The organism is Burkholderia sp. Bp8963 (assembly GCF_003854275.1).
Taxonomy (GTDB): domain Bacteria; phylum Pseudomonadota; class Gammaproteobacteria; order Burkholderiales; family Burkholderiaceae; genus Burkholderia.
This window is the reverse complement of sequence record NZ_QTQP01000027.1, coordinates 53,680-77,181: the sequence shown is the minus strand read 5'-3', so window position 1 is coordinate 77,181 and position 23,502 is coordinate 53,680. Positions and strand designations below refer to the sequence as shown.

Annotated in this window: 24 protein-coding genes; 18 read left to right on the top strand and 6 right to left on the bottom strand. The window is 68.5% G+C overall.

Annotation, left to right across the window (positions count from 1 at the left end; translation table 11 throughout):
* The 7 genes from DID96_RS22340 (at position 1) to DID96_RS22310 (ending at position 5,607) form a co-directional block, all read left to right on the top strand.
* Positions 1 to 927, top strand: a complete 927-nt coding sequence (locus DID96_RS22340) for a biotin-independent malonate decarboxylase subunit beta (protein ID WP_124601471.1) — start codon at positions 1 to 3, stop codon at positions 925 to 927.
* A complete protein-coding gene (gene mdcE / locus DID96_RS22335; protein ID WP_124601438.1) occupies positions 914 to 1,621 on the top strand; it encodes a biotin-independent malonate decarboxylase subunit gamma in 708 nt (235 codons plus the stop codon). The genes DID96_RS22340 and mdcE overlap by 14 nt, the downstream gene beginning before the upstream one ends.
* On the top strand, positions 1,608 to 2,297 hold the full coding sequence (gene mdcG, locus DID96_RS22330) for a malonate decarboxylase holo-[acyl-carrier-protein] synthase (RefSeq protein ID WP_124601437.1): 690 nt from the start codon (positions 1,608 to 1,610) through the stop codon (positions 2,295 to 2,297). The genes mdcE and mdcG overlap by 14 nt, the downstream gene beginning before the upstream one ends.
* Positions 2,294 to 3,178 (top strand): triphosphoribosyl-dephospho-CoA synthase MdcB, encoded by an 885-nt coding sequence (gene mdcB / locus DID96_RS22325; protein ID WP_409333801.1) that lies wholly within the window; start codon positions 2,294 to 2,296, stop codon positions 3,176 to 3,178. The genes mdcG and mdcB overlap by 4 nt, the downstream gene beginning before the upstream one ends.
* Positions 3,175 to 4,119, top strand: coding sequence for a malonate decarboxylase subunit epsilon (locus tag DID96_RS22320; protein WP_124601436.1), 945 nt, complete (start codon positions 3,175 to 3,177; stop codon positions 4,117 to 4,119). The genes mdcB and DID96_RS22320 overlap by 4 nt, the downstream gene beginning before the upstream one ends.
* A gap of 102 nt (positions 4,120 to 4,221) precedes the next feature.
* Entirely contained in the window at positions 4,222 to 4,743 is a 522-nt protein-coding gene (locus DID96_RS22315) for a phospholipase D-like domain-containing protein (protein WP_124601435.1), read from the top strand.
* A gap of 195 nt (positions 4,744 to 4,938) precedes the next feature.
* Positions 4,939 to 5,607: a phosphoribosyltransferase gene (locus DID96_RS22310; protein ID WP_185732328.1), complete on the top strand. Its 669-nt coding sequence runs from the start codon at positions 4,939 to 4,941 to the stop codon at positions 5,605 to 5,607.
* Between the two features lie 75 nt (positions 5,608 to 5,682).
* Here the strand turns inward: DID96_RS22310 and phaZ are convergent, their stop codons facing one another.
* The gene (gene phaZ / locus DID96_RS22305; RefSeq protein WP_124601434.1) at positions 5,683 to 6,906 is read right to left on the bottom strand and encodes a polyhydroxyalkanoate depolymerase; all 1,224 of its coding nucleotides are present in this window, start codon (positions 6,904 to 6,906) and stop codon (positions 5,683 to 5,685) included.
* 238 nt (positions 6,907 to 7,144) lie between these two features.
* On the opposite strand from phaZ, the gene DID96_RS22300 reads away from it, so the two are divergent.
* A complete protein-coding gene (locus DID96_RS22300; RefSeq protein WP_124601433.1) occupies positions 7,145 to 7,774 on the top strand; it encodes a glutathione S-transferase family protein in 630 nt (209 codons plus the stop codon).
* A 122-nt stretch (positions 7,775 to 7,896) separates the two neighbouring features.
* On the top strand, positions 7,897 to 8,094 hold the full coding sequence (locus tag DID96_RS22295; protein ID WP_124601432.1) for a hypothetical protein: 198 nt from the start codon (positions 7,897 to 7,899) through the stop codon (positions 8,092 to 8,094).
* 147 nt (positions 8,095 to 8,241) lie between these two features.
* Here DID96_RS22295 and proP read toward each other — a convergent pair whose 3' ends face one another.
* Entirely contained in the window at positions 8,242 to 9,720 is a 1,479-nt protein-coding gene (gene proP / locus DID96_RS22290; RefSeq protein WP_124601431.1) for a glycine betaine/L-proline transporter ProP, read from the bottom strand.
* Between the two features lie 508 nt (positions 9,721 to 10,228).
* On the opposite strand from proP, the gene DID96_RS22280 reads away from it, so the two are divergent.
* The gene (locus DID96_RS22280) at positions 10,229 to 10,561 is read left to right on the top strand and encodes a YnfA family protein (protein ID WP_124601430.1); all 333 of its coding nucleotides are present in this window, start codon (positions 10,229 to 10,231) and stop codon (positions 10,559 to 10,561) included.
* A gap of 35 nt (positions 10,562 to 10,596) precedes the next feature.
* Here DID96_RS22280 and dnaQ read toward each other — a convergent pair whose 3' ends face one another.
* Genes dnaQ through DID96_RS22265 form a run of 3 tightly spaced genes read right to left on the bottom strand, consistent with a single transcriptional unit; the run spans position 10,597 to position 12,609 of the window.
* The gene (gene dnaQ, locus DID96_RS22275; RefSeq protein WP_124601429.1) at positions 10,597 to 11,325 is read right to left on the bottom strand and encodes a DNA polymerase III subunit epsilon; all 729 of its coding nucleotides are present in this window, start codon (positions 11,323 to 11,325) and stop codon (positions 10,597 to 10,599) included.
* Between the two features lie 31 nt (positions 11,326 to 11,356).
* Positions 11,357 to 11,800: a ribonuclease HI gene (rnhA, locus tag DID96_RS22270; RefSeq protein ID WP_124601428.1), complete on the bottom strand. Its 444-nt coding sequence runs from the start codon at positions 11,798 to 11,800 to the stop codon at positions 11,357 to 11,359.
* Positions 11,797 to 12,609: a class I SAM-dependent methyltransferase gene (locus tag DID96_RS22265; protein WP_124601427.1), complete on the bottom strand. Its 813-nt coding sequence runs from the start codon at positions 12,607 to 12,609 to the stop codon at positions 11,797 to 11,799. Before DID96_RS22265 ends, rnhA begins: the two co-directional genes overlap by 4 nt.
* 18 nt (positions 12,610 to 12,627) lie before the next feature.
* Between DID96_RS22265 and gloB the strand changes: the two genes are divergently transcribed.
* From gloB to DID96_RS22220, 7 genes are all read left to right on the top strand, one after another.
* The gene (gene gloB / locus DID96_RS22260) at positions 12,628 to 13,506 is read left to right on the top strand and encodes a hydroxyacylglutathione hydrolase (RefSeq protein ID WP_124601426.1); all 879 of its coding nucleotides are present in this window, start codon (positions 12,628 to 12,630) and stop codon (positions 13,504 to 13,506) included.
* A gap of 152 nt (positions 13,507 to 13,658) precedes the next feature.
* Positions 13,659 to 15,206 (top strand): transglycosylase SLT domain-containing protein, encoded by a 1,548-nt coding sequence (locus DID96_RS22250; RefSeq protein ID WP_124601424.1) that lies wholly within the window; start codon positions 13,659 to 13,661, stop codon positions 15,204 to 15,206.
* 624 nt (positions 15,207 to 15,830) lie between these two features.
* Positions 15,831 to 16,976, top strand: coding sequence for a glutamine-hydrolyzing carbamoyl-phosphate synthase small subunit (gene carA, locus DID96_RS22240; RefSeq protein ID WP_124601422.1), 1,146 nt, complete (start codon positions 15,831 to 15,833; stop codon positions 16,974 to 16,976).
* A 27-nt stretch (positions 16,977 to 17,003) separates the two neighbouring features.
* Positions 17,004 to 17,687: a leucine efflux protein LeuE gene (gene leuE, locus DID96_RS22235; RefSeq protein WP_124601421.1), complete on the top strand. Its 684-nt coding sequence runs from the start codon at positions 17,004 to 17,006 to the stop codon at positions 17,685 to 17,687.
* Positions 17,688 to 17,736: 49 nt separating this feature from the next.
* On the top strand, positions 17,737 to 20,991 hold the full coding sequence (gene carB, locus DID96_RS22230) for a carbamoyl-phosphate synthase large subunit (RefSeq protein WP_124601420.1): 3,255 nt from the start codon (positions 17,737 to 17,739) through the stop codon (positions 20,989 to 20,991).
* A 117-nt stretch (positions 20,992 to 21,108) separates the two neighbouring features.
* Positions 21,109 to 21,585: a transcription elongation factor GreA gene (gene greA / locus DID96_RS22225; RefSeq protein ID WP_124601419.1), complete on the top strand. Its 477-nt coding sequence runs from the start codon at positions 21,109 to 21,111 to the stop codon at positions 21,583 to 21,585.
* A gap of 14 nt (positions 21,586 to 21,599) precedes the next feature.
* The gene (locus tag DID96_RS22220) at positions 21,600 to 22,058 is read left to right on the top strand and encodes a DUF4149 domain-containing protein (protein WP_124601418.1); all 459 of its coding nucleotides are present in this window, start codon (positions 21,600 to 21,602) and stop codon (positions 22,056 to 22,058) included.
* Between the two features lie 57 nt (positions 22,059 to 22,115).
* Here DID96_RS22220 and DID96_RS22215 read toward each other — a convergent pair whose 3' ends face one another.
* Positions 22,116 to 22,646, bottom strand: coding sequence for a YhbY family RNA-binding protein (locus DID96_RS22215; RefSeq protein WP_124601417.1), 531 nt, complete (start codon positions 22,644 to 22,646; stop codon positions 22,116 to 22,118).
* Between the two features lie 178 nt (positions 22,647 to 22,824).
* On the opposite strand from DID96_RS22215, the gene DID96_RS22210 reads away from it, so the two are divergent.
* Positions 22,825 to 23,487 (top strand): RlmE family RNA methyltransferase, encoded by a 663-nt coding sequence (locus DID96_RS22210; protein WP_124601416.1) that lies wholly within the window; start codon positions 22,825 to 22,827, stop codon positions 23,485 to 23,487.
* The last annotated feature ends 15 nt before the right edge of the window (positions 23,488 to 23,502 follow it).

Genomic DNA, 23,502 nt, shown 5'->3' with positions numbered 1-23,502 from the left:
ATGATCCACCACGCGCCCGCGTTCGTCGCGAATGCGTCGAGCTGGTATGAGGCGTCGGCGCGGCAGCGCATCGACGGCCTGCTCGATGCCGGCAGTTTCACCGAATTTCTCGGGCCGGCCGAGCGCGTGACGAGCCCGCATCTGCCGCTGTTCGACCTGCCGCAGCAATTCGACGACGGGATGGTCGTCGGGCGCGGCCTGCTCGACGGCAAGCCGGTGCTGGTCGCCGCGCAGGAAGGCCGCTTCATGGGCGGCGCGTTCGGCGAAGTGCACGGCGCGAAGCTCACGGGCCTGCTGCGCGCCGCGCGCGAGCTCGGCTCGATGCCGGTGCTGATCCTGTTCGACACGGGCGGCGTGCGGCTGCAGGAGGCGAACGCGGGCGAACTGGCGGTTGCCGAGATCATGCGCGCGCTCGTCGATGCGCGCGCGGCCGGCGTGCCGGTGATCGGCCTGATCGGCGGGCGAGCGGGCTGCTACGGCGGCGGCGGGTTGCTCGCCGCGTGCTGTTCGGCGCTCGCGGTGTCCGAGCAGGGCCGCATCAGCGTGTCGGGGCCGGAAGTGATCGAAACCAATCGCGGCGTCGACGAGTTCGACGCGAAGGACCGCGCGCTGATCTGGCGCACGATGGGCGGCAAGCACCGGCGGCTGATGGGCGGCGCGGACCGCTATGTCGCCGATTCGCCCGACGCGTTCCGCGCGGCTGCGCTCGAGCTGATCGCGCGCGCGCCGGCGTTCGGCGCGGCGATGCTGCGCGCCGAGCAGGCGCGTCTCGAAGCGCGTGTCGCGCGGTTCGGCGCATGCGCCGACGCGCTCGACGTGTGGCGCACGCTCGGCGCGACCGCGCCGGAAGCGATTCCCGGCATGCCCGACGACACGTTCGCCGCGCTCGCGGACCAACTCCAGGAGTCCTCGCATGACGCTCGATGAAGTCCTTGCGTCGCTGTTTCCGCGCGGTCACGCGATCGCGCGCAATGGCGGCCTGCTGTCCGGTCACGCGGAGCTGGCCGGCACGCGCGTCGACGTGATCGGCGTCAGCGACCGCCTGCCGTTCGGCATCGACGAAGCGTTGAAGCTGGCATCGCACGTGCTCGCCACGCTCGAACGCGGCGGCGCGACGCCGATCCTCGTGCTGGTCGACAGCGACAGCCAGCGGATGAGCAAGCGCGACGAGCTGCTCGGCCTGAACGAAGGCCTGTCGCACCTCGCAAAATGCCTGATGCACGCGGATCTCGCGGGCCACCGGACGATCGGCCTGCTGTACGGTCACACGGCGGCCGGCGCGTTCATCGCGACAGCGCTCGCGACGCGCACGCTGCTCGCGGTGCCGGGCGCCGATCCCGAAGTGATGGACCTGCCGTCGATGTCGCGCGTGACCAAGCTGCCGCTCGACCTGCTGAAGGAGAAGGCGCGTTCGACGCCGGTGTTCGCGCCGGGGCTCGACAACCTCGTGAAGATGGGCGCGGTCGACGCGGTGCTCGATCCGGCCCACGGGCTCGACAGCCAGGCCGCCGAATGGCTCGACCGGCCGGTCGATCGCGTCGACCGGCGCGCGGCGCGCGGCCGTCCGGTCGCGGCCGACGTCGCGCAGCGCGTGTATGAGCTCGCGCGTGCCGCGCACTGACGCGCCGCTGCGCCGCCACACGCTCGTCACGCTGACGCCGGCGGGGTGGGCGGCGCTATTCGCGCGCGACGCGGTGCTCGCGGCCGATGCGCACGTGCGCAGATGGGCGGAGTGCGGCTGGCCGCTCATCGTGCGCCGCGCGCTGCCCGGCGAGTCCGGTGAATCCGCTGAATCCGGTGTATTCCGCGTGCCGCTCGGCATCCCTTTGCCGCCGTCGGCCGGCAAGCGCCGTGTCGCGGTGAGCGTCGATGCCGACGCGCTCGCGTCCGCCGGCGCGCCGCCGGCGTTCGCCGCGGTGCTCGATGCCGCGCCCGCCGCGTGGCGTCAGCCGTTGCGCGAGCTGGACGCGCTCGGCACGCGCTGCGGCGTCGCGGGCCGTGTGTTCGGCAGCCTCGCGTGGCAGGCGTTGACCGGCGAGCGCTATCTGACCGATTCATCCGATCTCGACATCGTGTTTCCGCTGCCGGATCCCGTCCACACGCGGACGCTGCTCGACGGTCTCGCGGCAATCGACGCGCGTGCGCCGATGCGCGTCGACGGCGAGCTGCTGCGCGACGACGGCGCGGGCGCCAATTGGCGCGAGCTGCATGCGCAATTGCCCGAGGTCGCCGTGAAGACGGCAGGTGGCGTCGTGCTCAGTCCGCCCGCCGCTTTTCTTGCCGGAGAAGTGCGATGAGCGCGCTGGCGATGCTGCGCCCGTTGCTTACGCCGCAACCGGACGCGGCACAGACTGCTACGACGATTGCGGTGCTCGCCGAACGCAGCCTGCTGCTCGAGATCGACACCTATCCGAAGCCGGGGCTCGTCAGTCACGTCGATGCCGGCAGTCACGCGGATATGGATGCGTCCACGTTCGCGCGCAGCGCCGCCGTGCTGCGACCGTATTTCGCGGAGCTGGCAGCCGCGGGGGCGCGCGATGCCGAGATGGCCGTGCTGCGCAAGATCGGCCTGCGCGCCGAGCACGCGATGCTCGCCGCGACGGGCGGCATCAACACCCACCGCGGTGCGATCTTCGGGCTCGGGCTGCTGTGTGCGGCCGCGGGCCGGCGCGGCGTGCCGGGCGCGGTGGCGCCCGGCCTGACGCTCGGCGCGTTCGTCGCGCGCCGCTGGGGCGCCGACATTCTCGGCGGGCCACGGCTGCCCGACAGCCACGGCGAGCGCGCGAGCCGCCGCTACGGCGTCGGCGGCGCGCGCGCCGAAGCGGCCGGCGGCTTCGCGACTGTCTATCGCGTCGGCCTGCCCGCGCTGCGGCGCGCGGCGCGCGATGTGCCGGGCGACGCCGAGGCCGCGCGCGTCGACGCGTGCTTCGCGCTGATCGCGGCGCTCGACGATACAAACCTGCTGCACCGCGGCGGACCGGCGGGCCTCGATTTTGCGCACGCTGCCGCACGCGCGTTCATCGCGTGCGGCGGCGTGCGGGCGCGCAACTGGCGCAGCCGCGCAGCGGCCGTGCATCGCGCGTTCGTCGCGCGGCGGCTGAGTCCGGGCGGCGCGGCCGATCTGCTCGCGATGAGCGTGTTCGCCGACGCGCTGGAACCGCCGGAGGGCGCGCAATGACGCTCGCGATCCTGTGCTCGGGGCAGGGCAGCCAGCGTGCCGGCATGTTCGACCTGATCGGTAGCGTGACGCAGGCCGATGCGCTGATCGCGCCGCTGTTCGCGCATGCAGGCAGGCTGCTCGGCGAGGATCCGCGCACGTGGGTGCGCGACGCCCCGCCCGATGCACTGCGCGAGAACCGCGCGGCGCAGATCCTGTGCACGCTGCAGGCGCTTGCGGCCACGGCGTTGCTCGAGCGCGCGTGGCCGCGCCGGCGCTGCGTCGCGGGCTACAGCGTCGGCGAAGTCGCGTCGTGGAGCGTCGCGGGCCTGATCGATCCGCACGACGCACTCGATCTCGCCGTTGCGCGTGCGTGCGCGATGGATGCCGCGAGCGGCGGCGACGAACGCATGGCGTTCGTGCGCGGCCTGTCGCGCGACCATCTGGCGCGGCTGTGCGCGAAACACGACGCGGCGATTGCGATTGCGAGCCCAGGCGACGCGTTCGTGATCGCCGGCCGGCGCGACGGCGTCGACGCGGCGGCCGTGGACGCATCGCGCGCCGGCGCACTGCGGGTCGCGCCCGTGTGCGTGCGGATCGCGTCGCATACGCACCGGCTCGCGTCGGCGGTGCCCGGGTTTCGCGCGGCGCTGGGCGCGGTGCGCGTGCGGCGGCCGCTGCCGGGCTCGCGGCTGGTCTCGGGCATCGACGGCGCATCGGTGCTCGACGTTGCCGACGGCCTCGACAAGCTCGCGCGCCAGATCGCCGAGCCCGTCGAATGGGCGGCCTGTCTCGCGGGCTGTGTCGAGGCGGGCGCGACCGCGTTTCTCGAACTCGGCCCCGGCCGCGCGCTCGCGGAGATGGCGGCCGGCGCCTACCCGGCGCTGCCCGCGCGCAGCCTCGCCGACTTCCGCTCGATCGATGGCGTGACGAGCTGGCTCGCGCGCGTCGCGCCCGGCTGAACGCGCGCGCCGGCGCGTATGTGGCCCCGTATGCGGCCCGATTGTTGCGCCGGCGCAGCAGCGCCTCAGCGCGCACTTGCCACGCGAATTGGCGTCGCTACAATGGCGCCCGCCATGAGACCCGCCGCCTTCCTCCTTGCCGCGCTGTGCTGCGCGGCGACCGCCCACGCAACCCCGATTCCGTCCGACGCCGCGTCCGTCGGCGCGTATTTTTCATACGACAACGCCGCGTCCGACGCCACCGTCGACCTGATCCAGCAGGCGCAGCGCCGCGTACTGCTGGCCGGCTATGCGTACGTGCCGCCGGCGGTCGTCGGCGCGCTGCGCGATGCGCGTGCGCGCGGGGTCGACGTGCGCGTCGTGCTGATCCGTTCGGTGCGCGCGGGCAAGTACAGCGGCGCCGGGTATCTGAAATCCGTCGGCATCGACGTTGCGATCGACACGCGGCATGGCGATCCCGCGCCGCGCTTCGTGATCGTCGACGACAGCGTCGCGCTGACGACGCTCGCGGAAGGCGCGCCCGCGCATGCCGAGACGGTGGACGTGTTTCACCGCGCGCCGGAGCTCGCGCAATCCTATGCGCAGTCGTTCTGGCGACTGTACCGGCAGGCAGGCGGGTTCTGAAGCCGTCCGGGCACGCGCGCAACGCATGCGCGCGGTAACGGCGGTAACGGCGGCCGATCGCACACGCGATCCGTGCTGCTTGAATTGGCGGATCGCATGCACCATGCTCATTGACGTAACGTCGGCGTGAACGCGGCGCGCGAGGCCGCCGCGCGTGCACGAGGCGACGCCGGCGAACCGAAGGGGGCGAGCGTGATGGATCGTTTCGTCGACCGCGCGGATGCGGGCCGCCAGCTCGCGGACGCGTTGCAGGAATTCACGGGGCGAACCGACATCGTCGTGCTGGCGTTGCCGCGCGGCGGCGTGCCGGTCGCGTTTCCGGTCGCGCGCGCGCTCGGCGCGCCGCTCGACGTGCTGGTCGTGCGCAAGCTCGGCGTGCCATACGACCCCGAGCTCGCGATGGGCGCGATCGCAACCGGCGGCGCGATCTATCTGCAGCGCTCCGTGATCGGCTCGATGGATGTGACCGACGCGCAGCTCGCCGACGTGATCGCGCGCGAAACCGACGAGTTGCGGCGCCGAGAGGCGCTGTACCGTGGCGCGTGGCCGCCGGTGCCGGTCGAAGGGCGTACGGTGATCGTCGTCGACGACGGCATCGCGACGGGTGCGACGATGCGCGTCGCATTGCAGGCATTGCGCGAGCGCCGCCCGGCGCGCGTGGTGGCGGCGGCGCCTGTCGCGCCGGCCGGCGTCCAGCGCCGCTTCGACGATCTCGCCGACGCGTTCGTCGCGGTGTCGCATCCGCTGTCGTTCTTCGGGATCAGCCAGTTCTACGTGCATTTCGAGCAGACGAGCGACGACGAGGTGCGCGTGCTGCTCGATGCTGCGCGCGGCATGCAGGACGGACGCGCGTCGCCCGCGTAATTGCCGGGTTGCCCGGTCGCCCGGTCGCCCGGTCGCCCGGATGCCCGGATGCCCGGTCGCCGGGGTGACACCCGATCAATGCCGGGGCGTGCGACCGGCTTCGGCGTGTGCGAAGACGGCCTCGAGCACCGGATGCACGTCGTCGCGCCAGCGCACGCCGGTAAACAGCCCGTAGTGATCGCAGCCGTCCACATCGATGCGATGCCGCTCGTCCGCCGCGAGGCCGCTGCAGAGCGCGTGCGCCGCATGCGTCTGCCCGGCGCCCGTGACCGCATCGCATGTTCCCTCGACGGTCAGCAGCGCGGTGCCGCGCAGCGCATCCGGCTCGACGCGCACGCCCGCGACGCGCCACGTGTGGTTCCCGAGGCAGGCGCGCTGGAACACGATGTCGACGGTATCGAGGAAGTATTCGGCCGGCATGTCGAGCAGCGCCGTGTATTCGAGGAGCGCACGCCGCGCATTCGCCACCGCGCCGGGGTCGAATTGCAGCGCCGCCTGAGTGTAGCCGTCGATCAGCGACAGATAGCGGTGCGGATAGACGATTGCGATCTCGGCCTGCTGCAGATAGGTCGGAAACACTGAGCGGCCGTGCCCGGCGAAGCCGGCCGGCACCACGTCGATCAGATGGCGGCGGCACCAGTCGAGCGAATGAGAATTGGCCGCGACGCCGAGCGTGCTCGGATTGAGCCGCGCATCGAGCGGCCCGCCGATCAAGGTCACGCTCGCCGGCGGCGGGAGGCCGCGCTGCGCGCGCAGCGCGAGCGCGCCGAGCGCCGGGAAGGTCGCCTGGCAGACGGCGACGACGTGCAGCGGGCGGTCGTCGCGTGCAAGCAACTCGATAAAGCCGTCGAGCATCGCCACGTATTCGTCGAGGCCGAAGCGGCCCGCGTCGCGCGGCACGTCGCGGGCGTTCGTCCAGTCGGTCACGTATACGTCGCCGTCGGCGAGCAGCGTCTCGACGGTCTCCCGCATCATCACGGCCGCGTGGCCGGCGAGCGGCGCGCACAGCAGTACCATGCGTTGCGCGCGCGGCCGCGAAAAGCGGCGCAGGTCGCAGAACGGCGTGCTCGCGATGCACGTTTCGACGACTTCGTCGCGGCGGCCGTCGCGCAACAGCGCTTCGATCGCGAACGGCGGCGGGGTGGCCGCCGGGCCGAGCAGGGGTTCGAACAGGTCCGCGTAGCACGCGGACGCGGCGCGCGGCAGCGTCAGCGCCGGCCACGCGTCGAACGCGTACCGGGTTGTCGCGCGCCACGCGCGCAGCCATTGGCGCTGCTGTTCGACGAGGGCATACCACATGGCTGACCTTCGGAAGTCGGTGGGCGAGTCTGCATTATGGTCACGGTTGCCGCGCGGCGGGGAGGCGTTTTGATGCGCGCTTGATGCACGCTTGATGCGCAACCCGCGCGGCGGGCGCATCTGCCGCGACCTGGCCGGCACGTACGCAAGCCCGCCGATCGCGCGAACCGACCCTATGCGCGTGTGCCCGACGCTGCTACAGTCGTCGGTCCCATTCCCTCAAGCGGAGCGTATTGCGATGAAGCTGATCGGCATGCTGGATTCCCCGTTCGTACGGCGGGCCGCCATCTCGGCGAAGCTGCTCGACCTGCCGTTCGAACACCAGTCGGTGTCGGTGTTTCGGCAATTCGACACCTTCAAGGCGATCAACCCTGTCGTCAAGGCGCCGACGCTCGTCACCGACGACGGCGCGACGCTGCTCGATTCGTCGCTGATCGTCGACTACCTCGACCATCTCGTCGCGCCGGAGCGGCGCCTGCTGCCCGAGGCGCCCGACGCGCGGCTGCGCGCGCTCGTGCCGGTCGGTTTCGCGCTGGCAGCGGCCGAGAAGACGGTGCAGGTCGTCTATGAGCACGGCCTGCGTCCGGCCGACAAGCTGCACCAGCCGTGGCTCGAGCGCGTGCTCGGCCAGCTCGAGGCTGCGTACGGCGAGCTGGAACGGCAACTGTCGGGCGTGGACGGCTGGCTCGGCGGCGCGCGCGTGATGCAGGCCGACGTGACGGTAGCGGTCGCGTGGCGCTTCACGCAGTTCATGACGGCCGACTATCCGGCGCTGGCCCGCATCGATCCGGCCCGTTATCCGGCGCTCGCCGCGCATTCCGCGCGGGCGGAGGCGTTGCCGGCCTTTGTCGAGACGCCGCTCGCGTAGCGCGTGCCCGACGGCGATTGTTTACCGCAGCCAACAAGTGACTTCGCTTCCACGTGATTTATCCGGAAGCCGGCGATCCCTAGAATTCACTCCATCGAATACCGCATTGCCAGATGGAGTCGATGATGAAAGCCCTGATCGAATCGAGCCTGTACCACCCGTCCGTTGTGTTGCCGCTTGCCGCGCTGACGCAGCTGATGGTCGAGCGCGATTTCAATCTGGGCCAGATCGGCCTGATCGTCGCGGCGCGCGGCGCGCAGGCGGCGGTGTCGCGCTCGCGCGCGTTGATCTTCTGCCGGCACAGCGGCGAACACGCATGAGCGCGGCAGTGCGGCAACCATGAAAAATGCCCGGCCGGCGCAAGCCGGTCGGGCATGTCGGGCCGGGTGACCGGCCTTCGATCGAGCCCCGGCGCTGCCGGGGCTTTTCATTGGCGGCGCCGCTTGGGGCGACGCTTGGGGTGACACTTAAGCACGCGCGGTGGCGATTGTCGCGTAGCCGCTCGTGTCGTCCTCTTCGTCGCGCAGCTGGCGCGCGAGCTGGTGCGCCTCGCGGCGCGTCGCAACGGCGGGCGGCGAGCCCTTCAGCGGCTGGCGGGCGGTTTCGGCGAGCGCGACGACCGACACGATCCCGATCACGGCCGCACCCATCATGTAGTACGCGGGCATCATCAGGTTGCCCGTCACGTCGACCAGCCACGCGGTGACGAGCGGCGTCGTGCCGCCGAACAGCGACACCGACACGTTGAAGCCGATCGCGAGCGCGCCGTAGCGGATTTCGGTCGGGAACAGCGCCGGCAGTGCCGACGGCATCACGCCGGTGAAGCACGACAGCAGCACGCCGAGCATCAGCAGGCCGCCGAACACGGCCGCGGTGGTGCCCGCGTGGATCAGCATCATCGCCGGGATCGACAGCACGAGCAGGCCGACACAGCCGGCGAGCATCACCGGCTTGCGGCCGATCCGGTCGGACAGGCGGCCGGCGGCGAGCGTCATCGGCATCATCAGCACCATCACGAGCAGCACGAGCACGAGGCTGTGCGATTCGTCGAAGTGCAGCGTCGACGACATGAAGCTCGGCAGGTACGACAGCACCATGTAGTCGGTCACGTTGAAGATCAGCACGAGGCCGACGCACAGCAGCAGCGCGCGCCAGTTGGCGATGAGCGTCTCGCGGAAGCGCGCCTTCGGCACGGCCTTGTCCTGCGCTTCGCGCTCCTCGGCCTGGCGCTTGAATGCCGGCGTTTCCTCGAGCTTCATCCGGATGTAGAGACCGATCAGGCCGAGCGGGCCCGCGATCAGGAACGGCACGCGCCAGCCCCACGACAGCAGCGCTTCCTGCGACATCGACGCCGTGAGCAGCGCGACGACGCCCGCGCCCATCACGTAGCCGATCAGCGTGCCGAACTCGAGGAAGCTGCCCATGAAGCCGCGGCGCTTGTCGGTCGAGAATTCGGCGATGAAGGTTGCGGCGCCGCCATATTCGCCGCCGGTCGAGAAGCCCTGCACGAGGCGGGCGACGAGCAGCAGCACGGGCGCCATCATGCCGATCGACGCATAGCTCGGGATCAGGCCGATCGCGAACGTGCCGACGGCCATCATGATCATCGTCATCGCGAGCACGCGCTGGCGGCCGATGCGGTCGCCGAGCGGGCCGAACACCATGCCGCCGAGCGGGCGCACGAGGAACGCGGCCGCGAACGTGCCGAAGGTCGCGAGCAGCTGCGCGGACGGGCTGCTCGACGGGAAGAACACCTTGCCGAGCGTGACGGCGATGTAGCTGTAGACGCCGAAGTCGAACCATTCCATCGCATTGCCGATGGCCATCGCGCTGACCGCGCGCTTGAGGAGGCTCTGGTCGACGACGGTAATGTCGTCGGCGGCGAGCGGGGCGCCGTCGGACGACGAGGAAGAGGCAGCGGTCGGGCTGACGTGTGTTGCGGTCAAGGTCTTGCACTCCTTTGACTGCGCCGGACGGCGGGCGTCCGACACGGTTTGCCGGCAAGCGCCGTATCGCACGCGGCGCGTCGGGGCAGGCCATTAAGCGCTTACTGCGAAAGGGGCTGCTTCGACGCGGGCCCGGCGGGCCGTCGCGACATGGCGCTCATGAAGAAGGGGCCGCGTGATGCGTGCGGCAGCCGGTGCGGACCAGGGTCCGGCGCTCCGGCAGACGCCCCGGAAGGGCGACGAAACGAGAAAAGCAGGCCCGACGGGCGCGCTTTCCTGTGGATGCAATTTCGATCGAAGCACGGCCCCGCATCACGCGGACGGACTTCTCTCAAAATCGGAATGACAGGGATTGAATGTTGAAACAGGCGACATGATAGCACGATGAGCGATGATCGTGCAAATTGCCGCGAAAGCCCCGTGTGGCGGGGCTTCGTCGGGCATAATCGGCAGCGCGTGGCAGGGCGGTCTGACCCCTTCGCGCGGCCTGATGAAGGAAGGATCCGGGATGATCGAATTGATGAAGGTCGCGGCGCTGTTCGCCGCCACCGCGCTGGCCGAAATCGTCGGCTGCTACCTGCCGTGGCTCGTGCTGAAGTCCGGCAGGCCGGTCTGGCTGCTGGCGCCCGCCGCGGTGTCGCTCGCGCTGTTCGCGTGGCTGCTGACGCTGCACCCGAGTGCGGCCGGACGCACCTATGCGGCTTATGGCGGGATGTACATCGCGGTCGCGCTCGTGTGGCTGCGCGCGGTCGACGGTGTCGCGCTGACCCGCTGGGACGCGGCCGGCGCGGCGCTCGCGCTGGCCGGGATGGCCGTCATCGCGCTGCAGCCGCGCGCGTGAGCGCACGGCCGCGGCGCGCCGGCATGAGTGACGACTTATGACGCTTCGCCGGCCGCGGCCGCCTTGCGCCACACGCAGGTGCCCTTGACCGACTTGTCGAGAGCGTCGAGCTGCGCCTGGTGCGCAGCGAGTTCGTCGTCGCTCGCGGCCAGCACCGGCAGGTCGAGCGACGCGAGCGACACGCGCTGGCCGTTCCCCGCGCCGCCGGCGGCCGCGTCGTCGTCGAGCATGTCGATCACGAGGCTGTCCTGGCCGCGCGTCATCGCGAGGTAGACCTCGGCGAGCAGTTCCGAGTCGAGCAGTGCGCCGTGCAGCGTCCGGTGCGCGTTGCTGATGCCGAAGCGGTCGCACAACGCGTCGAGCGAGTTGCGCTTGCCGGGGAACATCTGCTTCGCCTGGACGAGCGTGTCGATCACACCGCCGCAGTGCTCGGTGAACGGCGGCAGGTCGAGCCGCGCGAATTCGGCGTCGAGGAAGCCGAGGTCGAACGGCGCGTTGTGGATGATCAGCTCGGCATCCTTGACGAAGTCGCGGATCTGGTCGACGACCTCCGCGAACTTCGGCTTGTCGCTGAGGAACTCGGTCGTGAGGCCGTGCACGGCCAGTGCGCCCGGATCGCTGTCGCGCTCGGGGTTCACGTAGATGTGCAGGTTGTTGCCGGTGAGCCGCCGGTTCAGCAGCTCGACGCAGCCGATTTCGATGAGACGGTCGCCCGTGCGGGGGTTCAGGCCGGTGGTTTCGGTATCGAGAATGATCTGGCGCATATCGGAAAAATCAGCAGAAACGGGAGGGCGGTCAGGCCGCGAGCGATTCGACGCCGCGGTTCGCGAGCGCGTCCGCGCGCTCGTTCTCCGGGTGGCCGGCGTGGCCCTTGACCCAGCGCCATTCGACCTCGTGCTGCGCGACGAGCGCGTCGAGGCGCTTCCAGAGGTCGGCGTTCTTCACGGGCGTTTTCGACGCGGTGATCCAGCCCTTCTTCTTCCAGCCGTGGATCCACTCGCTGATGCCTTTCTGCACGTACTGCGAATCGGTGTGCACGATCACGCGGCACGGGCGCTTCAGCGCTTCGAGCGCGGCGATCACGCCCATCAGCTCCATGCGGTTGTTGGTCGTGTTCGGCTCGCCGCCGAACAGCTCCTTCTCGCGGTCGCCGTAGCGCAGCAGTGCGCCCCAGCCGCCGGGGCCGGGATTGCCCTTGCAGGCGCCGTCGGTATAGATGTCGATGGTGTCGGTTGTCATGAACGTTCTTGATGGGTGGTCGGGGAGGCCGCCGGCGCGAGGCCCGGTGCGAGCACGGGCTTCTTCATCCTGATCTGGCCGACGAGCCGCATGCCGCGCACGCGCTTGACGGCCGTCACCATGTAGACGGCGCCGAAGATCGGCCACCAGCGGTCGCCTGCGGCTTCCATGAAGCCGAAGCGCGCGAGCCATTGATCGGAGACGAGCGGCGGCCGGTAACAGCCGAAACGGCCGCGTTCGAGATCGAAGCCTAGCAGCTTGATCCAGTCCTTCAGCCGGATGAACGCGATCTGGTCGCGCGCGGACGGCACGAACGGCCGGTTCGCCATTTTGCCGAACGACTGCCGCATCCCCCACAGGCTGAGCGAATTGAAGCCGGTGATCACGAGCTGGCCCTCCGGCATCAGCACGCGTTCGGCCTCGCGCAGCAGGCGGTGCGGGTCGGAGGTGAATTCGAGCGTGTGCGGCATCACGATCAGGTCGACGCTCTGCGATTCGAACGGCAGGTCGAGCAGATCGCACCACGTGGTGCTGCGATCGGCCGGCGCGTGTTCCGGCGCATGCGCTTCGCGCGCCAACGGATACTGGAAGGGCGCGCTCGCGCCGCTCGCGGGGTCGAGCACGAGGCCGCGATACGGCATGCGGTTCTCGCGCAGCGCGTCGAGCTGCGGCAGCCCGAGCTGCAGCGCGTGGAATCCGAACACGTCGGACACGATGCGGTCGAGCTGCGCCTGCTCCCAGCCCAACACGTAGCGGCCGGGAGGCGAGTCGGTCCAGGCGGGCCAGTCTATAATTTGTCGATCAGACATAGCGATGATTGCGCGCCCATGAACGAGCTGGAATACGTGCCGGTACCGGCATTCGAGGACAACTACATCTGGCTCGTGTCGGACGGCAGCGAAGCGATCGCCGTCGATCCGGGCGAAGCCGCTCCGGTGCGCCGGTTTCTCTCCGAAAGAGGCTGGCGGTTGACCGCTATTTTACTCACGCACCACCATGCCGACCATGTCGGCGGTGTCGCCGCGCTGATCGACAGCCAACCGGACGACGCGCCGCTCGCAGTATACGGCCCCGCCGCCGAGGCGATCGGCGTCGTCACGCATCCGCTCGCGGGCGGCGATCGCGTGACGCTCGACGCGCCTGCGCTGTCGTTCGACGTGCTCGACGTGCCCGGCCATACGCGTGGCCACATTGCGTATTTTCAGACGGCCGGTTCAGGTGCGGCCGGCGCAGGCGCGGCCGGTTCCGGGGCCGGCTCGGGCGCGGACGTTCAACGCGCCGCAGGCAGCGGGGCGGCGGTGCCGCACGTGTTCTGCGGCGACACGCTGTTCTCGTGCGGCTGCGGCCGCCTGTTCGAAGGCACGCCCGCGCAGATGCTCGCGTCGCTCGACGCGCTCGCGGCACTGCCCGGCGACACGCGCGTGCACTGCGCGCACGAATACACGTTGTCGAACATCCGCTTCGCGCTCGCCTGCGAGCCGGGCAACACGGCGCTCGCCGCATGGCGCGACGAAGCGGCCGCGCGCCGTGCGCGCGGGGTGCCGACGCTGCCGACGACGATCGCGCACGAGCGCGCGGTGAATCCGTTCATGCGTTCCGACAGCGCCGCGATTCACGCGACGCTCGAAGCGCAGTTGCATGAAACGGTGCCGGATCGCCTTGCCGCATTCACGCTGATGCGGGAGTGGAAAAACCGGTTCCGATGACAGTTTTCGGGAGGACTCCAAAGCTCATCCGGAATCTGTAAAAATTGCTCCAAATATCAGATTTGGCAGAGTTTTCGGTGTTTTTATTGACGTGAAGCACGCACTTCCGTAGTATCGCCAGCAATTTCCAGCTGTCGGATGCCGAGATTTTCATGCGATTTTTATTGAGCGCGATGCTGGTCCTGCTGCTCGCCGCGTGTGCGAGCCAGGGGCCTGTCGCCAATTCCGCCGCCGATTCAGAGGCGGCATCCACCTACCTCCGCAAGTCAGCCACCGCCAAAGAAACCGTCGACGTCGACAAGCAGTCGGTCGGCGATCTGACCAGCGCCGACTCCGATCTGTGGGCGCGCATCCGCCGCGGTTTCCAGATGCCCGACCTGCAGACCGACCTCGTCGACATGCAGACCACCTGGTACACGCAGCGCCCGGATTACGTGCAGCGCATGACCGAGCGCTCGCAGAAGTACCTGTATCACATCGTCGAGGAGCTCGAGGCGCGCCACATGCCGACCGAGCTCGCGCTGCTGCCGTTCATCGAGTCGGCGTACAACCCGCAGGCGCTGTCGGTCGCGAAGGCGGCCGGCATGTGGCAGTTCATGCCGGGCACGGGCCGCACCTACAACCTGAAGCGGAACATGTGGCAGGACGAACGGCGCGACGTGCTCGCGTCGACGAGCGCGGCGCTCGACTACCTGTCGCGCCTGCATGACATGTTCGGCGACTGGTATCTCGCGCTGGCCGCGTACAACTGGGGCGAGGGCAACGTGCAGCGCGCGATCGCGCGCAACCAGGCGGCCGGCCTGCCGACCGACTACCTGAACCTGCGGATGCCGAACGAGACGCGCAACTACGTGCCGAAGCTGCAGGCGGTGAAGAACATCATCGCGAACCCGCAGCAGTTCGGCCTGACGCTGCCGGATATCCCGAACCACCCGTATTTCGTGACGGTCACGACGTCGCGCGATATCGACGTGACGGTCGCCGCGAAGCTCGCGAATCTATCGTCCGACGAATTCAAGTCGCTGAACCCGTCGTTCGCGAAGCCGGTGATCCTCGGCTCGACCGAGCCGCAGATCCTGCTGCCGTTCGACAACGCGTCGGCATTCGAGAAGAACCTGAAGTCGTACGACGGCAAGCTGTCGACCTGGACGACCTACACCGTCACCGAGCGCGCGCGCCCGGCGGCGATCGCCGAGAAGATCGGCGTCGACGCGGATACGCTGATGTCGGTGAACAAGATTCCGGCCGGCATGCGCCTGAAGCCCGGTTCGACGATCGTCGTGCCGCGCGGCGACGACGACGACGAGGACATCAGCGCGGACGTCGCTGAGAACGGCGTGCTGGCGATGGAGCCGGACGTGCCCGACACGCGCAAGATGCTGATCCGCGTGCGCCGCAAGCAGTCGATGGCGGCGGTCGCGAGCCGCTATGGCGTGTCGGTCGGCCAGCTGAAGGCATGGAACCGCACGCATCGCGATCTCGTGATGCCGGGGCAGGCGCTCGTGCTGCACGTGCCGGTCGGCCGCGCGGTGCCGGCCGAGCCGGGCCCGGAAAAGATCGCGACGTCGGTCGGCGGCGCGCACATCGAGCGCGCGAGCCTGTCCTCCGGCGGCAAGGCGGCGCGCGGCGCGAAGCGCGGCGCCGCGAAGGCGAAGGCTGCGCCCGCGAAGGCCGCGACGCACAAGGGCAAGAAGAAGTAAGCGAGTCGCCCGACGCGGTCGCCCGTGCCGCTTGAATGCTTTATCATCTGACAAATGTGTTCGCCGAACGCCGTCACCGAGGTGACGGCGTTTTCGTTTGTGCGCGTCGCGTCGGCTGCGCGGTACTGGAAGGAGAGGCAATGTCGCTGGTGCAGGTGAGGGTGCTCGGATTGTTCGCGACGCACTCCAGCTCGCGAGCGCGGTGTGGTACGTGTGGCCCGCGCGCGGCGCTGGCCAAGCGCACTGACACAGCGGTACGCTGGCAGGTGGGGCGGCGCCGGAATCGGGGCCGCAGCAACGGGCGACGCGCTCCGGAATCCGCGGCGCGCGGCGCCGAACGGTCGCAGGAATTGAAGATAGGGCCGTTTTCGGGCTATAATTTGAAAGTTTGTGCAGATCAACCTCGCACCCTAGCGCCTACCTCACTCACCCCGTTCATCCGCCGCACGCCGCCAGCCGGGCGACGCCGCGACAACCTGCGCCTGCGCTCGCACGCTGCGCGCCGGTTTCGCGACTCGACACCGCCGGGCGCGTGACGCAGGCCACCGCGCGCGTCCACGCAGCGCGACGCTTGTGCGGTCGGGTAGACAGGTCGGCAGCAGGGTGTTCCCCAAGGAGCCTCCCGTGTTGCCGTCTTTTTCTCCCGCTTTGCTCGCACTTGCCGACGGCACGGTCTTTCGTGGTCATTCGATCGGGGCCGTCGGCCATACGATCGGCGAAGTCGTGTTCAACACCGCGATCACCGGTTATCAGGAAATCCTGACTGACCCGAGCTACGCGCGCCAGATCGTCACGCTCACCTATCCGCATATCGGCAACGTCGGCGTCAACGCCGAGGACGTCGAAGCCACGAAAGTCCATGCCGCCGGCCTGATCGTTCGCGATCTGCCCACGCTCGCGTCGAACTTCCGCATGGACCGCACGCTCGGCGACTACCTGCGCGACGAAGGCGTCGTCGCGATCGCCGGCATCGATACCCGCAAGCTGACCCGCATCCTGCGCGACAAGGGCGCGCAGAACGGCTGCATTCTCGCGGGCTCGGATGACGAAGCGAAGGCGATCGAGCTCGCGCGCTCGTTCCCGGGCCTCGCCGGCATGGATCTCGCGAAGGTCGTGTCCACCACGAAGCCGTTCGAGTGGAAGCAGAGCGAATGGAAGCTCGGCAGCGGCTACGGGATGCAGGAAGCGCCGAAGTACCGCGTCGTCGCGTACGACTTCGGCGTCAAGTACAACATCCTGCGCATGCTCGCCGAGCGCGGCTGCCACGTGACGGTGCTGCCCGCACAGGCGAGCGCGGCGGAAGCGCTCGCGCTGAATCCGGACGGCATCTTCCTGTCGAACGGCCCCGGCGACCCGGAGCCGTGCGACTACGCGATCGCGGCCGCGAAGGAATTCATCGAGCGCGGCGTGCCGACCTTCGGCATCTGCCTCGGCCACCAGATCATGGGTCTCGCGGTCGGCGCGAAGACGCTGAAGATGAAGACGGGCCACCACGGCGCGAACCACCCGGTCAAGGATCTCGGCGATGGCCGCGTCGTGATCACGTCGCAGAACCACGGCTTCGCGGTCGACGCCGACTCGCTGCCGGCCAATGCGCGCGCGACGCACGTGTCGCTGTTCGACGGCACGCTGCAGGGCTTCGAGCTGACCGACAAGCCGGCATTCTGCTTCCAGGGCCACCCGGAAGCGTCGCCGGGCCCGCACGACATCGGCTATCTGTTCGACCGCTTCACCGCGCTGATGGACGCGGCGAAGCAGCGCAGCGCCTAACTCACTGAAGCGCAGGAGGCTCGCATCATGTTCGGTCATGCACTCGGCATCACGGATCTCTGGACCTACGTGTTCGGCGTGATCTTCATCATCCTGCTGCCGGGGCCGAATTCGATGTACGTGCTGTCGCTCGCGGCGCAGCGCGGCGTGAAGGCCGGCTATCGCGCGGCCTGCGGCGTGTTCCTCGGCGACACCGTGCTGATGGTGCTGTCCGCGGCCGGCGTCGCATCGCTGCTGAAGGCGAATCCGCTGCTGTTCTCCGTCGTCAAGTACGGCGGCGCCGCGTATCTGCTCTACATCGGCACCGGCATGCTGCGCGGCGCGTGGCGCAAGCTGCGCGCGCCGGCCGACGGCGTGGTCGATGCAGCCGCCGGTGCGCCGCGCGCGGTCGACGGCGAGCGGTCTTTCGACAAGCCGTTCCGCAAGGCGCTGATCGTGAGCCTCCTGAATCCGAAGGCGATCCTGTTCTTCATCTCGTTCTTCATCCAGTTCGTCGACCCGGCGTTCCCGCATCCCGCGCTGCCGTTCTTCGTGCTCGGGGCGATCGCGCAGTGCGCGAGCTTCGTGTACCTGAGCACGCTGATCTTCGCGGGTGCGCGGCTCGCCGAGCATTTTCGCCGCCGCCGCAAGCTCGCGGCAGGTGCGGCGAGCAGCGTGGGCGGCCTGTTCATCGGCTTCTCCGTGAAGCTTGCGCTCGCGACGATGGGCTGAGCGCAGCCGGCCGCCACACGACAACGATTACTTATTGAATTCACCAGCCATGCCAAAACGCACAGACATCAAGAGCATCCTCATCATCGGCGCCGGCCCGATCATCATCGGCCAGGCGTGCGAGTTCGACTATTCGGGCGCGCAGGCATGCAAGGCGTTGCGTGAGGAGGGCTACAAGGTCGTCCTCGTCAACAGCAACCCGGCGACGATCATGACCGACCCGAACACGGCCGACGTGACCTACATCGAGCCGATCACGTGGGAAGTCGTCGCGCGCATCATCGAGAAGGAGCGCCCGGACGCGATCCTGCCGACGATGGGCGGCCAGACCGCGCTGAACTGCGCGCTCGACCTCCATCACCACGGCGTGCTCGAGAAGTTCGGCGTCGAGCTGATCGGCGCGTCGCCGGAAGCGATCGACAAGGCGGAAGACCGCCAGAAGTTCAAGGACGCGATGACCAAGATCGGTCTCGGCTCCGCGAAGTCGGGCGTCGCGCATTCGATGGAAGAAGCGACGAAGGTGCACGCCGAAATCATGGCGGCCACCGGCGGCAGCGGCTATCCGGTCGTGATCCGCCCGTCGTTCACGCTCGGCGGCTCGGGCGGCGGCATCGCGTACAACCGCGAGGAGTTCGAAGAAATTTGCCGGCGCGGCCTCGACCTGTCGCCCACGCGCGAGCTGCTGATCGAAGAGTCGCTGCTCGGCTGGAAGGAATACGAGATGGAAGTCGTGCGCGACCGCGCCGACAACTGCATCATCGTCTGCTCGATCGAGAACCTCGACCCGATGGGCGTGCACACCGGCGACTCGATCACGGTCGCGCCCGCGCAGACGCTCACCGACAAGGAATACCAGATCCTGCGTAACGCATCGCTCGCGGTGCTGCGCGAGATCGGCGTCGACACGGGCGGCTCGAACGTGCAGTTCTCGATCAACCCGAAGGACGGCCGCATGGTCGTGATCGAGATGAACCCGCGCGTGTCGCGTTCGTCGGCGCTCGCATCGAAGGCGACCGGCTTCCCGATCGCGAAGGTCGCGGCGAAGCTGGCCGTCGGCTACACGCTCGACGAGCTGAAGAACGAGATCACCGGCGGCCAGACGCCGGCGTCGTTCGAGCCGACGATCGACTACGTCGTCACGAAGATCCCGCGCTTCGCGTTCGAGAAATTCCGCGAAGCGGATTCGCGCCTGACGACGCAGATGAAGTCGGTTGGCGAAGTGATGGCGATCGGCCGCACGTTCCAGGAGTCGTTCCAGAAGGCGCTGCGCGGCCTCGAAGTCGGCGTCGACGGTCTCGACGAGAAGTCGACCGACCGCGACGAGATCGCGATCGAGATCCACGAGCCGGGCCCGGACCGCATCTGGTATGTCGGCGATGCGTTCCGCATCGGCATGACGGCCGAGGAAATCTTCGCGGAGACCGCGATCGACCCGTGGTTCCTCGCGCAGATCGAGCAGATCATCCTGAAGGAAAAGGCGCTCGCGGGCCGCACGGTCGCGTCGCTGTCGTTCGACGAGCTGCGCTACCTGAAGCAGAGCGGCTTCTCCGACCGCCGCCTCGCGAAGCTGCTCGGCGCGACGCCGGCCGACGTGCGCGCGCGCCGTCTCGAGCTGAACGTGCGCCCGGTCTACAAGCGCGTCGACACCTGCGCGGCCGAGTTCGCGACGAAGACGGCCTACATGTACTCGACCTACGAGGACGAGTGCGAGGCGCAGCCGACCGACAACAAGAAGATCATGGTGCTGGGCGGCGGCCCGAACCGGATCGGCCAGGGCATCGAGTTCGACTACTGCTGCGTGCACGCGGCGCTCGCGATGCGCGAGGACGGTTATGAAACCATCATGGTCAACTGCAACCCGGAAACGGTGTCGACCGACTATGACACGTCCGACCGCCTGTACTTCGAGCCGCTGACGCTTGAGGACGTCCTCGAGATCGTCGACAAGGAAAAGCCGGTCGGCGTGATCGTCCAGTACGGCGGCCAGACGCCGCTGAAGCTTGCGCTCGATCTCGAGGCGCATGGCGTGCCGATCGTCGGCACGTCGCCGGACATGATCGACGCGGCCGAAGACCGCGAGCGCTTCCAGAAGCTGCTGCAGGACCTCGGCCTGCGCCAGCCGCCGAACCGCACCGCGCGCGCCGAAGACGAAGCGCTCGCGCTGGCGGCCGAAATCGGCTATCCGCTCGTCGTGCGTCCGTCGTACGTGCTGGGCGGCCGCGCGATGGAAATCGTCCACGAGCCGCGCGACCTCGAGCGCTACATGCGCGAGGCCGTGAAGGTGTCGAACGATTCGCCGGTGCTGCTCGACCGCTTCCTGAACGACGCGATCGAGTGCGACGTCGACTGCATCTGCGACGGCGAAGCCGTGTTCATCGGCGGCGTGATGGAGCACATCGAGCAGGCGGGCGTTCACTCGGGCGACTCGGCATGCTCGCTGCCGCCGTACTCGCTGTCGAAGGAAACCGTCGCCGAGCTGAAGCGCCAGACGGGCGCGATGGCGAAGGCGCTGAACGTGGTGGGCCTGATGAACGTGCAGTTCGCGATCCAGCAGGTCCCGCAGGCCGATGGCTCGAAGGAAGACATCATCTACGTGCTGGAAGTGAACCCGCGCGCGTCGCGCACGGTGCCGTACGTGTCGAAGGCAACGAGCCTGCCGCTCGCGAAGATCGCCGCGCGCGCGATGGTCGGCCAGAAGCTCGCGCAGCAGGGCGTGACGAAGGAAGTCGAGCCGCCGTACTTCAGCGTGAAGGAAGCGGTGTTCCCGTTCGTGAAGTTCCCGAGCGTCGACCCGGTGCTCGGGCCGGAGATGCGTTCGACCGGTGAAGTGATGGGCGTCGGCCAGACGTTTGGCGAGGCACTGTTCAAGTCGCAGCTCGCGGCCGGCTCGCGTCTGCCCGAGTCGGGCACGGTGTTGCTGACCGTGATGGACGCGGACAAGCCGAAGGCGGTCGAAGTCGCGCGCATGCTGCACGACCTCGGCTACCCGATCGTCGCGACCAAGGGCACGGCTGCCGCGATCGAAGCGGCCGGCGTGCCGGTGAAGGTCGTCAACAAGGTGAAGGACGGCCGTCCGCACATCGTCGACATGATCAAGAACGGCGAGATCGCGCTCGTGTTCACGACCGTCGACGAGACGCGCCAGGCGATCGCCGACTCGCGTTCGATCCGGATGAGCGCGCAGGCGCACAAGGTCACGTACTACACGACGATGTCGGGCGCGCGCGCGGCAGTCGAAGGCTTGCGCTACCTGAAGGATCTGGAAGTCTATGATTTACAAGGTCTTCACGCTCGCCTAAACTAAGCAGTCAGTTACCTGTCGAAGCAATACGTGCCGCGATTAAGCGGCGTTCCCGGTGTTTCGGGAATGCGCTTAATCGCGGTGATTTTTTTTATAGCCGTTTTTAGCGATTGACCGTTTATGAGCACCATTCCGTTGACAAAGCGTGGCGCAGAACTCCTGCGCGATGAATTGCAGCGCCTCAAGTCCGTCGAGCGGCCGGCCGTGATCAACGCGATCGCGGAGGCTCGCGCGCAGGGCGACCTGTCCGAAAACGCAGAATACGACGCCGCCAAGGAAAAGCAGGGCTTCATCGAGGGCCGCATCGCGGAACTCGAGTCGAAGCTGTCGGCTGCGCAGGTGATCGATCCGACCGTGCTCGACGCCGACGGCCGCGTGGTCTTCGCGGCGACGGTCGAACTCGAGGATCTCGAGTCGGGCGACACCGTCAAGTACCAGATCGTCGGCGATGACGAAGCCAACATCGATCACGGCCTGATCTCGGTCAGCTCGCCGATCGCACGCGCGCTGATCGGCAAATCCGAAGGCGACGTCGCGGCCGTGCAGGCACCGAGCGGCGTGCGCGAGTACGAAATCATCTCGGTCAGCTACATCTGAGGCGGGGCGACACGATGCCGCACCGCGTGTTCCGGTTGCTGTCGACCATCTGGGTCGGCAGCCTGCTGACGATCGGGTATGCGGTCGCGCCCGTGCTGTTCAGGACGCTCGAGCGGATGACGGCCGGCTCGGTCGCGGCGCAGCTGTTTCGCATCGAGGCGATTCTCGGTGTCGTGTGCGGCGTGCTGTTGCTCGTGCTGTCGAACCAGCAGGTGCGGCGCGGCTGCGACGAGTATCGCCGCGTGCGCTGGATTCTCGCGACGATGGTCGGCTGCGTGCTGATCGGGTATTTCGCGCTGCAGCCGTTCATGAACGCGCTGCGCGTGGCCGCGATGGACGCGGGCACCGATATCGCGAACTCGCCGTATGCGAGCCGCTTCGGGATGCTGCACGGCGTCTCGAGCCTGTTCTACCTGGTCGAGAGCGTGCTCGGGCTGATGCTGATCTGGCGGTTGCCGGCGCGCGACGCGTGAACGCCGCGGCGGCCGGCAGGCGCCGGCCGCGATGCGCGGGCCGGGCGCCGGACGGGCTTACTTGTCCTGGAACGGCCGCTTGGTGCTCGCCTGGCGCTTTTTCGCGCGCTTGACGTTGCCGCCGGCGGTCACGCGCTCGTTGCCGCGCACCGTCACCTTTTGCGGCCGCGGCCGGCGCACGGGGCTCGCGTTCGGCGACACCTTGACGACCTTGACGACGCGCGGCGCGCGGCCTTTCTTGTCGTCGGCGGCTTCGGCCGCGCTCGGCAGCGTGCCGGCGGCACGGCGGCCACGGGCCGGCGCTGCGGCGGCGGCCTCGGGCTTCCAGATCACGAGCAGCTTGCCAATGTGCTGGATCGGCGCGGCGTTCAGCCGGTCGCAGATCTCGTCGTAGATCGCGATGCGCGCGTCGCGCTCGTCGCCGAACACGCGGATCTTGATCAACTGGTGCGCATCGAGGTGCACCTTGATTTCCTTCAGGACCGCGTCGGTGAGCCCTTCGGCGCCGATCAGCACGACGGGCTTGAGCGCATGGGCTTCGGAGCGCAGCGCGGAGCGCTCGGCGGGAGTAAGCGAAAGGGCTGGCATGGAATGTCGAATTCAAAATAAGGGCGCGCAACACGGACAACTACCGCGTCAGCCGCGCGCCGAAAACCACGTAAAATCGCGGCTTGGGCCCGTTGGGGCCGCAGCCGCGCGAAGAAGACGCGTATTATCCGCCAAAAGCGCGGCTTCACGAAGCAAATGGCAGTAATCTCTCTCTCGAATGGCAAAGAACCGCTTCAACCAGCACTGGCTGCACGACCACATCAACGACCCGTACGTCAAAATGGCGCAACGGGAGGGCTATCGCGCGCGCGCCGCGTACAAGCTGAAGGAAATCGACGAACAGGACAAGCTGATCCGACCCGGCCAGGTGATCGTCGACCTGGGCGCCGCGCCCGGCAGCTGGAGCCAGTACGCGCGCAACAAGCTCGCGCAGGGCAGGAAACGCGACACGGTGCGCGAAGGCGGCATCGACGGCACGATCGTCGCGCTCGACATGCTGCCGATGGAGCCGATCTCCGACGTGCACTTCATCCAGGGCGACTTTCGCGAGGACGCGGTGCTGCATCAACTCGAGGACGTTCTCGAAGGCCGGCCGGTGGACCTTGTAATTTCCGACATGGCCCCCAACCTGTCGGGGGTCGCGTCTGCGGATGCGGCACGCATCGAGCACGTGTGCGATCTGGCGCTCGAATTCGCGCAGAATCATCTGAAGCCGGATGGCGCGCTGCTGGTGAAATGTTTTCACGGCAGCGGCTATAGCCAGATCGTCGAGAAATTCAAGCAGCAGTTCAAGGTTGTCGCGCCGCGCAAGCCCAAGGCGTCCCGCGACAAATCGTCCGAAACGTTCATCTTGGGGCGGCACCTGAAGCATCCGCGCTGACGCGGAAGTCGGGGG

Coding starts and splice junctions, on each gene's coding strand:
- DID96_RS22300 (WP_124601433.1), top strand. CDS start 7,145: ATGAAGCTGATCGGCATGCTGGATTCCCCGTTCGTACGGCGGGCCGCC.
- DID96_RS22320 (WP_124601436.1), top strand. CDS start 3,175: ATGACGCTCGCGATCCTGTGCTCGGGGCAGGGCAGCCAGCGTGCCGGC.
- DID96_RS22215 (WP_124601417.1), bottom strand. CDS start 22,646: ATGCCAGCCCTTTCGCTTACTCCCGCCGAGCGCTCCGCGCTGCGCTCC.
- DID96_RS22250 (WP_124601424.1), top strand. CDS start 13,659: ATGCGATTTTTATTGAGCGCGATGCTGGTCCTGCTGCTCGCCGCGTGT.
- DID96_RS22280 (WP_124601430.1), top strand. CDS start 10,229: ATGATCGAATTGATGAAGGTCGCGGCGCTGTTCGCCGCCACCGCGCTG.
- rnhA (WP_124601428.1), bottom strand. CDS start 11,800: ATGACAACCGACACCATCGACATCTATACCGACGGCGCCTGCAAGGGC.
- DID96_RS22210 (WP_124601416.1), top strand. CDS start 22,825: ATGGCAAAGAACCGCTTCAACCAGCACTGGCTGCACGACCACATCAAC.
- DID96_RS22295 (WP_124601432.1), top strand. CDS start 7,897: ATGATGAAAGCCCTGATCGAATCGAGCCTGTACCACCCGTCCGTTGTG.
- carB (WP_124601420.1), top strand. CDS start 17,737: ATGCCAAAACGCACAGACATCAAGAGCATCCTCATCATCGGCGCCGGC.
- DID96_RS22265 (WP_124601427.1), bottom strand. CDS start 12,609: ATGTCTGATCGACAAATTATAGACTGGCCCGCCTGGACCGACTCGCCT.
- mdcE (WP_124601438.1), top strand. CDS start 914: ATGACGCTCGATGAAGTCCTTGCGTCGCTGTTTCCGCGCGGTCACGCG.
- DID96_RS22315 (WP_124601435.1), top strand. CDS start 4,222: ATGGCGCCCGCCATGAGACCCGCCGCCTTCCTCCTTGCCGCGCTGTGC.
- dnaQ (WP_124601429.1), bottom strand. CDS start 11,325: ATGCGCCAGATCATTCTCGATACCGAAACCACCGGCCTGAACCCCCGC.
- DID96_RS22220 (WP_124601418.1), top strand. CDS start 21,600: ATGCCGCACCGCGTGTTCCGGTTGCTGTCGACCATCTGGGTCGGCAGC.
- DID96_RS22340 (WP_124601471.1), top strand. CDS start 1: ATGATCCACCACGCGCCCGCGTTCGTCGCGAATGCGTCGAGCTGGTAT.
- mdcB (WP_409333801.1), top strand. CDS start 2,294: ATGAGCGCGCTGGCGATGCTGCGCCCGTTGCTTACGCCGCAACCGGAC.
- leuE (WP_124601421.1), top strand. CDS start 17,004: ATGTTCGGTCATGCACTCGGCATCACGGATCTCTGGACCTACGTGTTC.
- DID96_RS22310 (WP_185732328.1), top strand. CDS start 4,939: ATGGATCGTTTCGTCGACCGCGCGGATGCGGGCCGCCAGCTCGCGGAC.
- greA (WP_124601419.1), top strand. CDS start 21,109: ATGAGCACCATTCCGTTGACAAAGCGTGGCGCAGAACTCCTGCGCGAT.
- phaZ (WP_124601434.1), bottom strand. CDS start 6,906: ATGTGGTATGCCCTCGTCGAACAGCAGCGCCAATGGCTGCGCGCGTGG.
- gloB (WP_124601426.1), top strand. CDS start 12,628: ATGAACGAGCTGGAATACGTGCCGGTACCGGCATTCGAGGACAACTAC.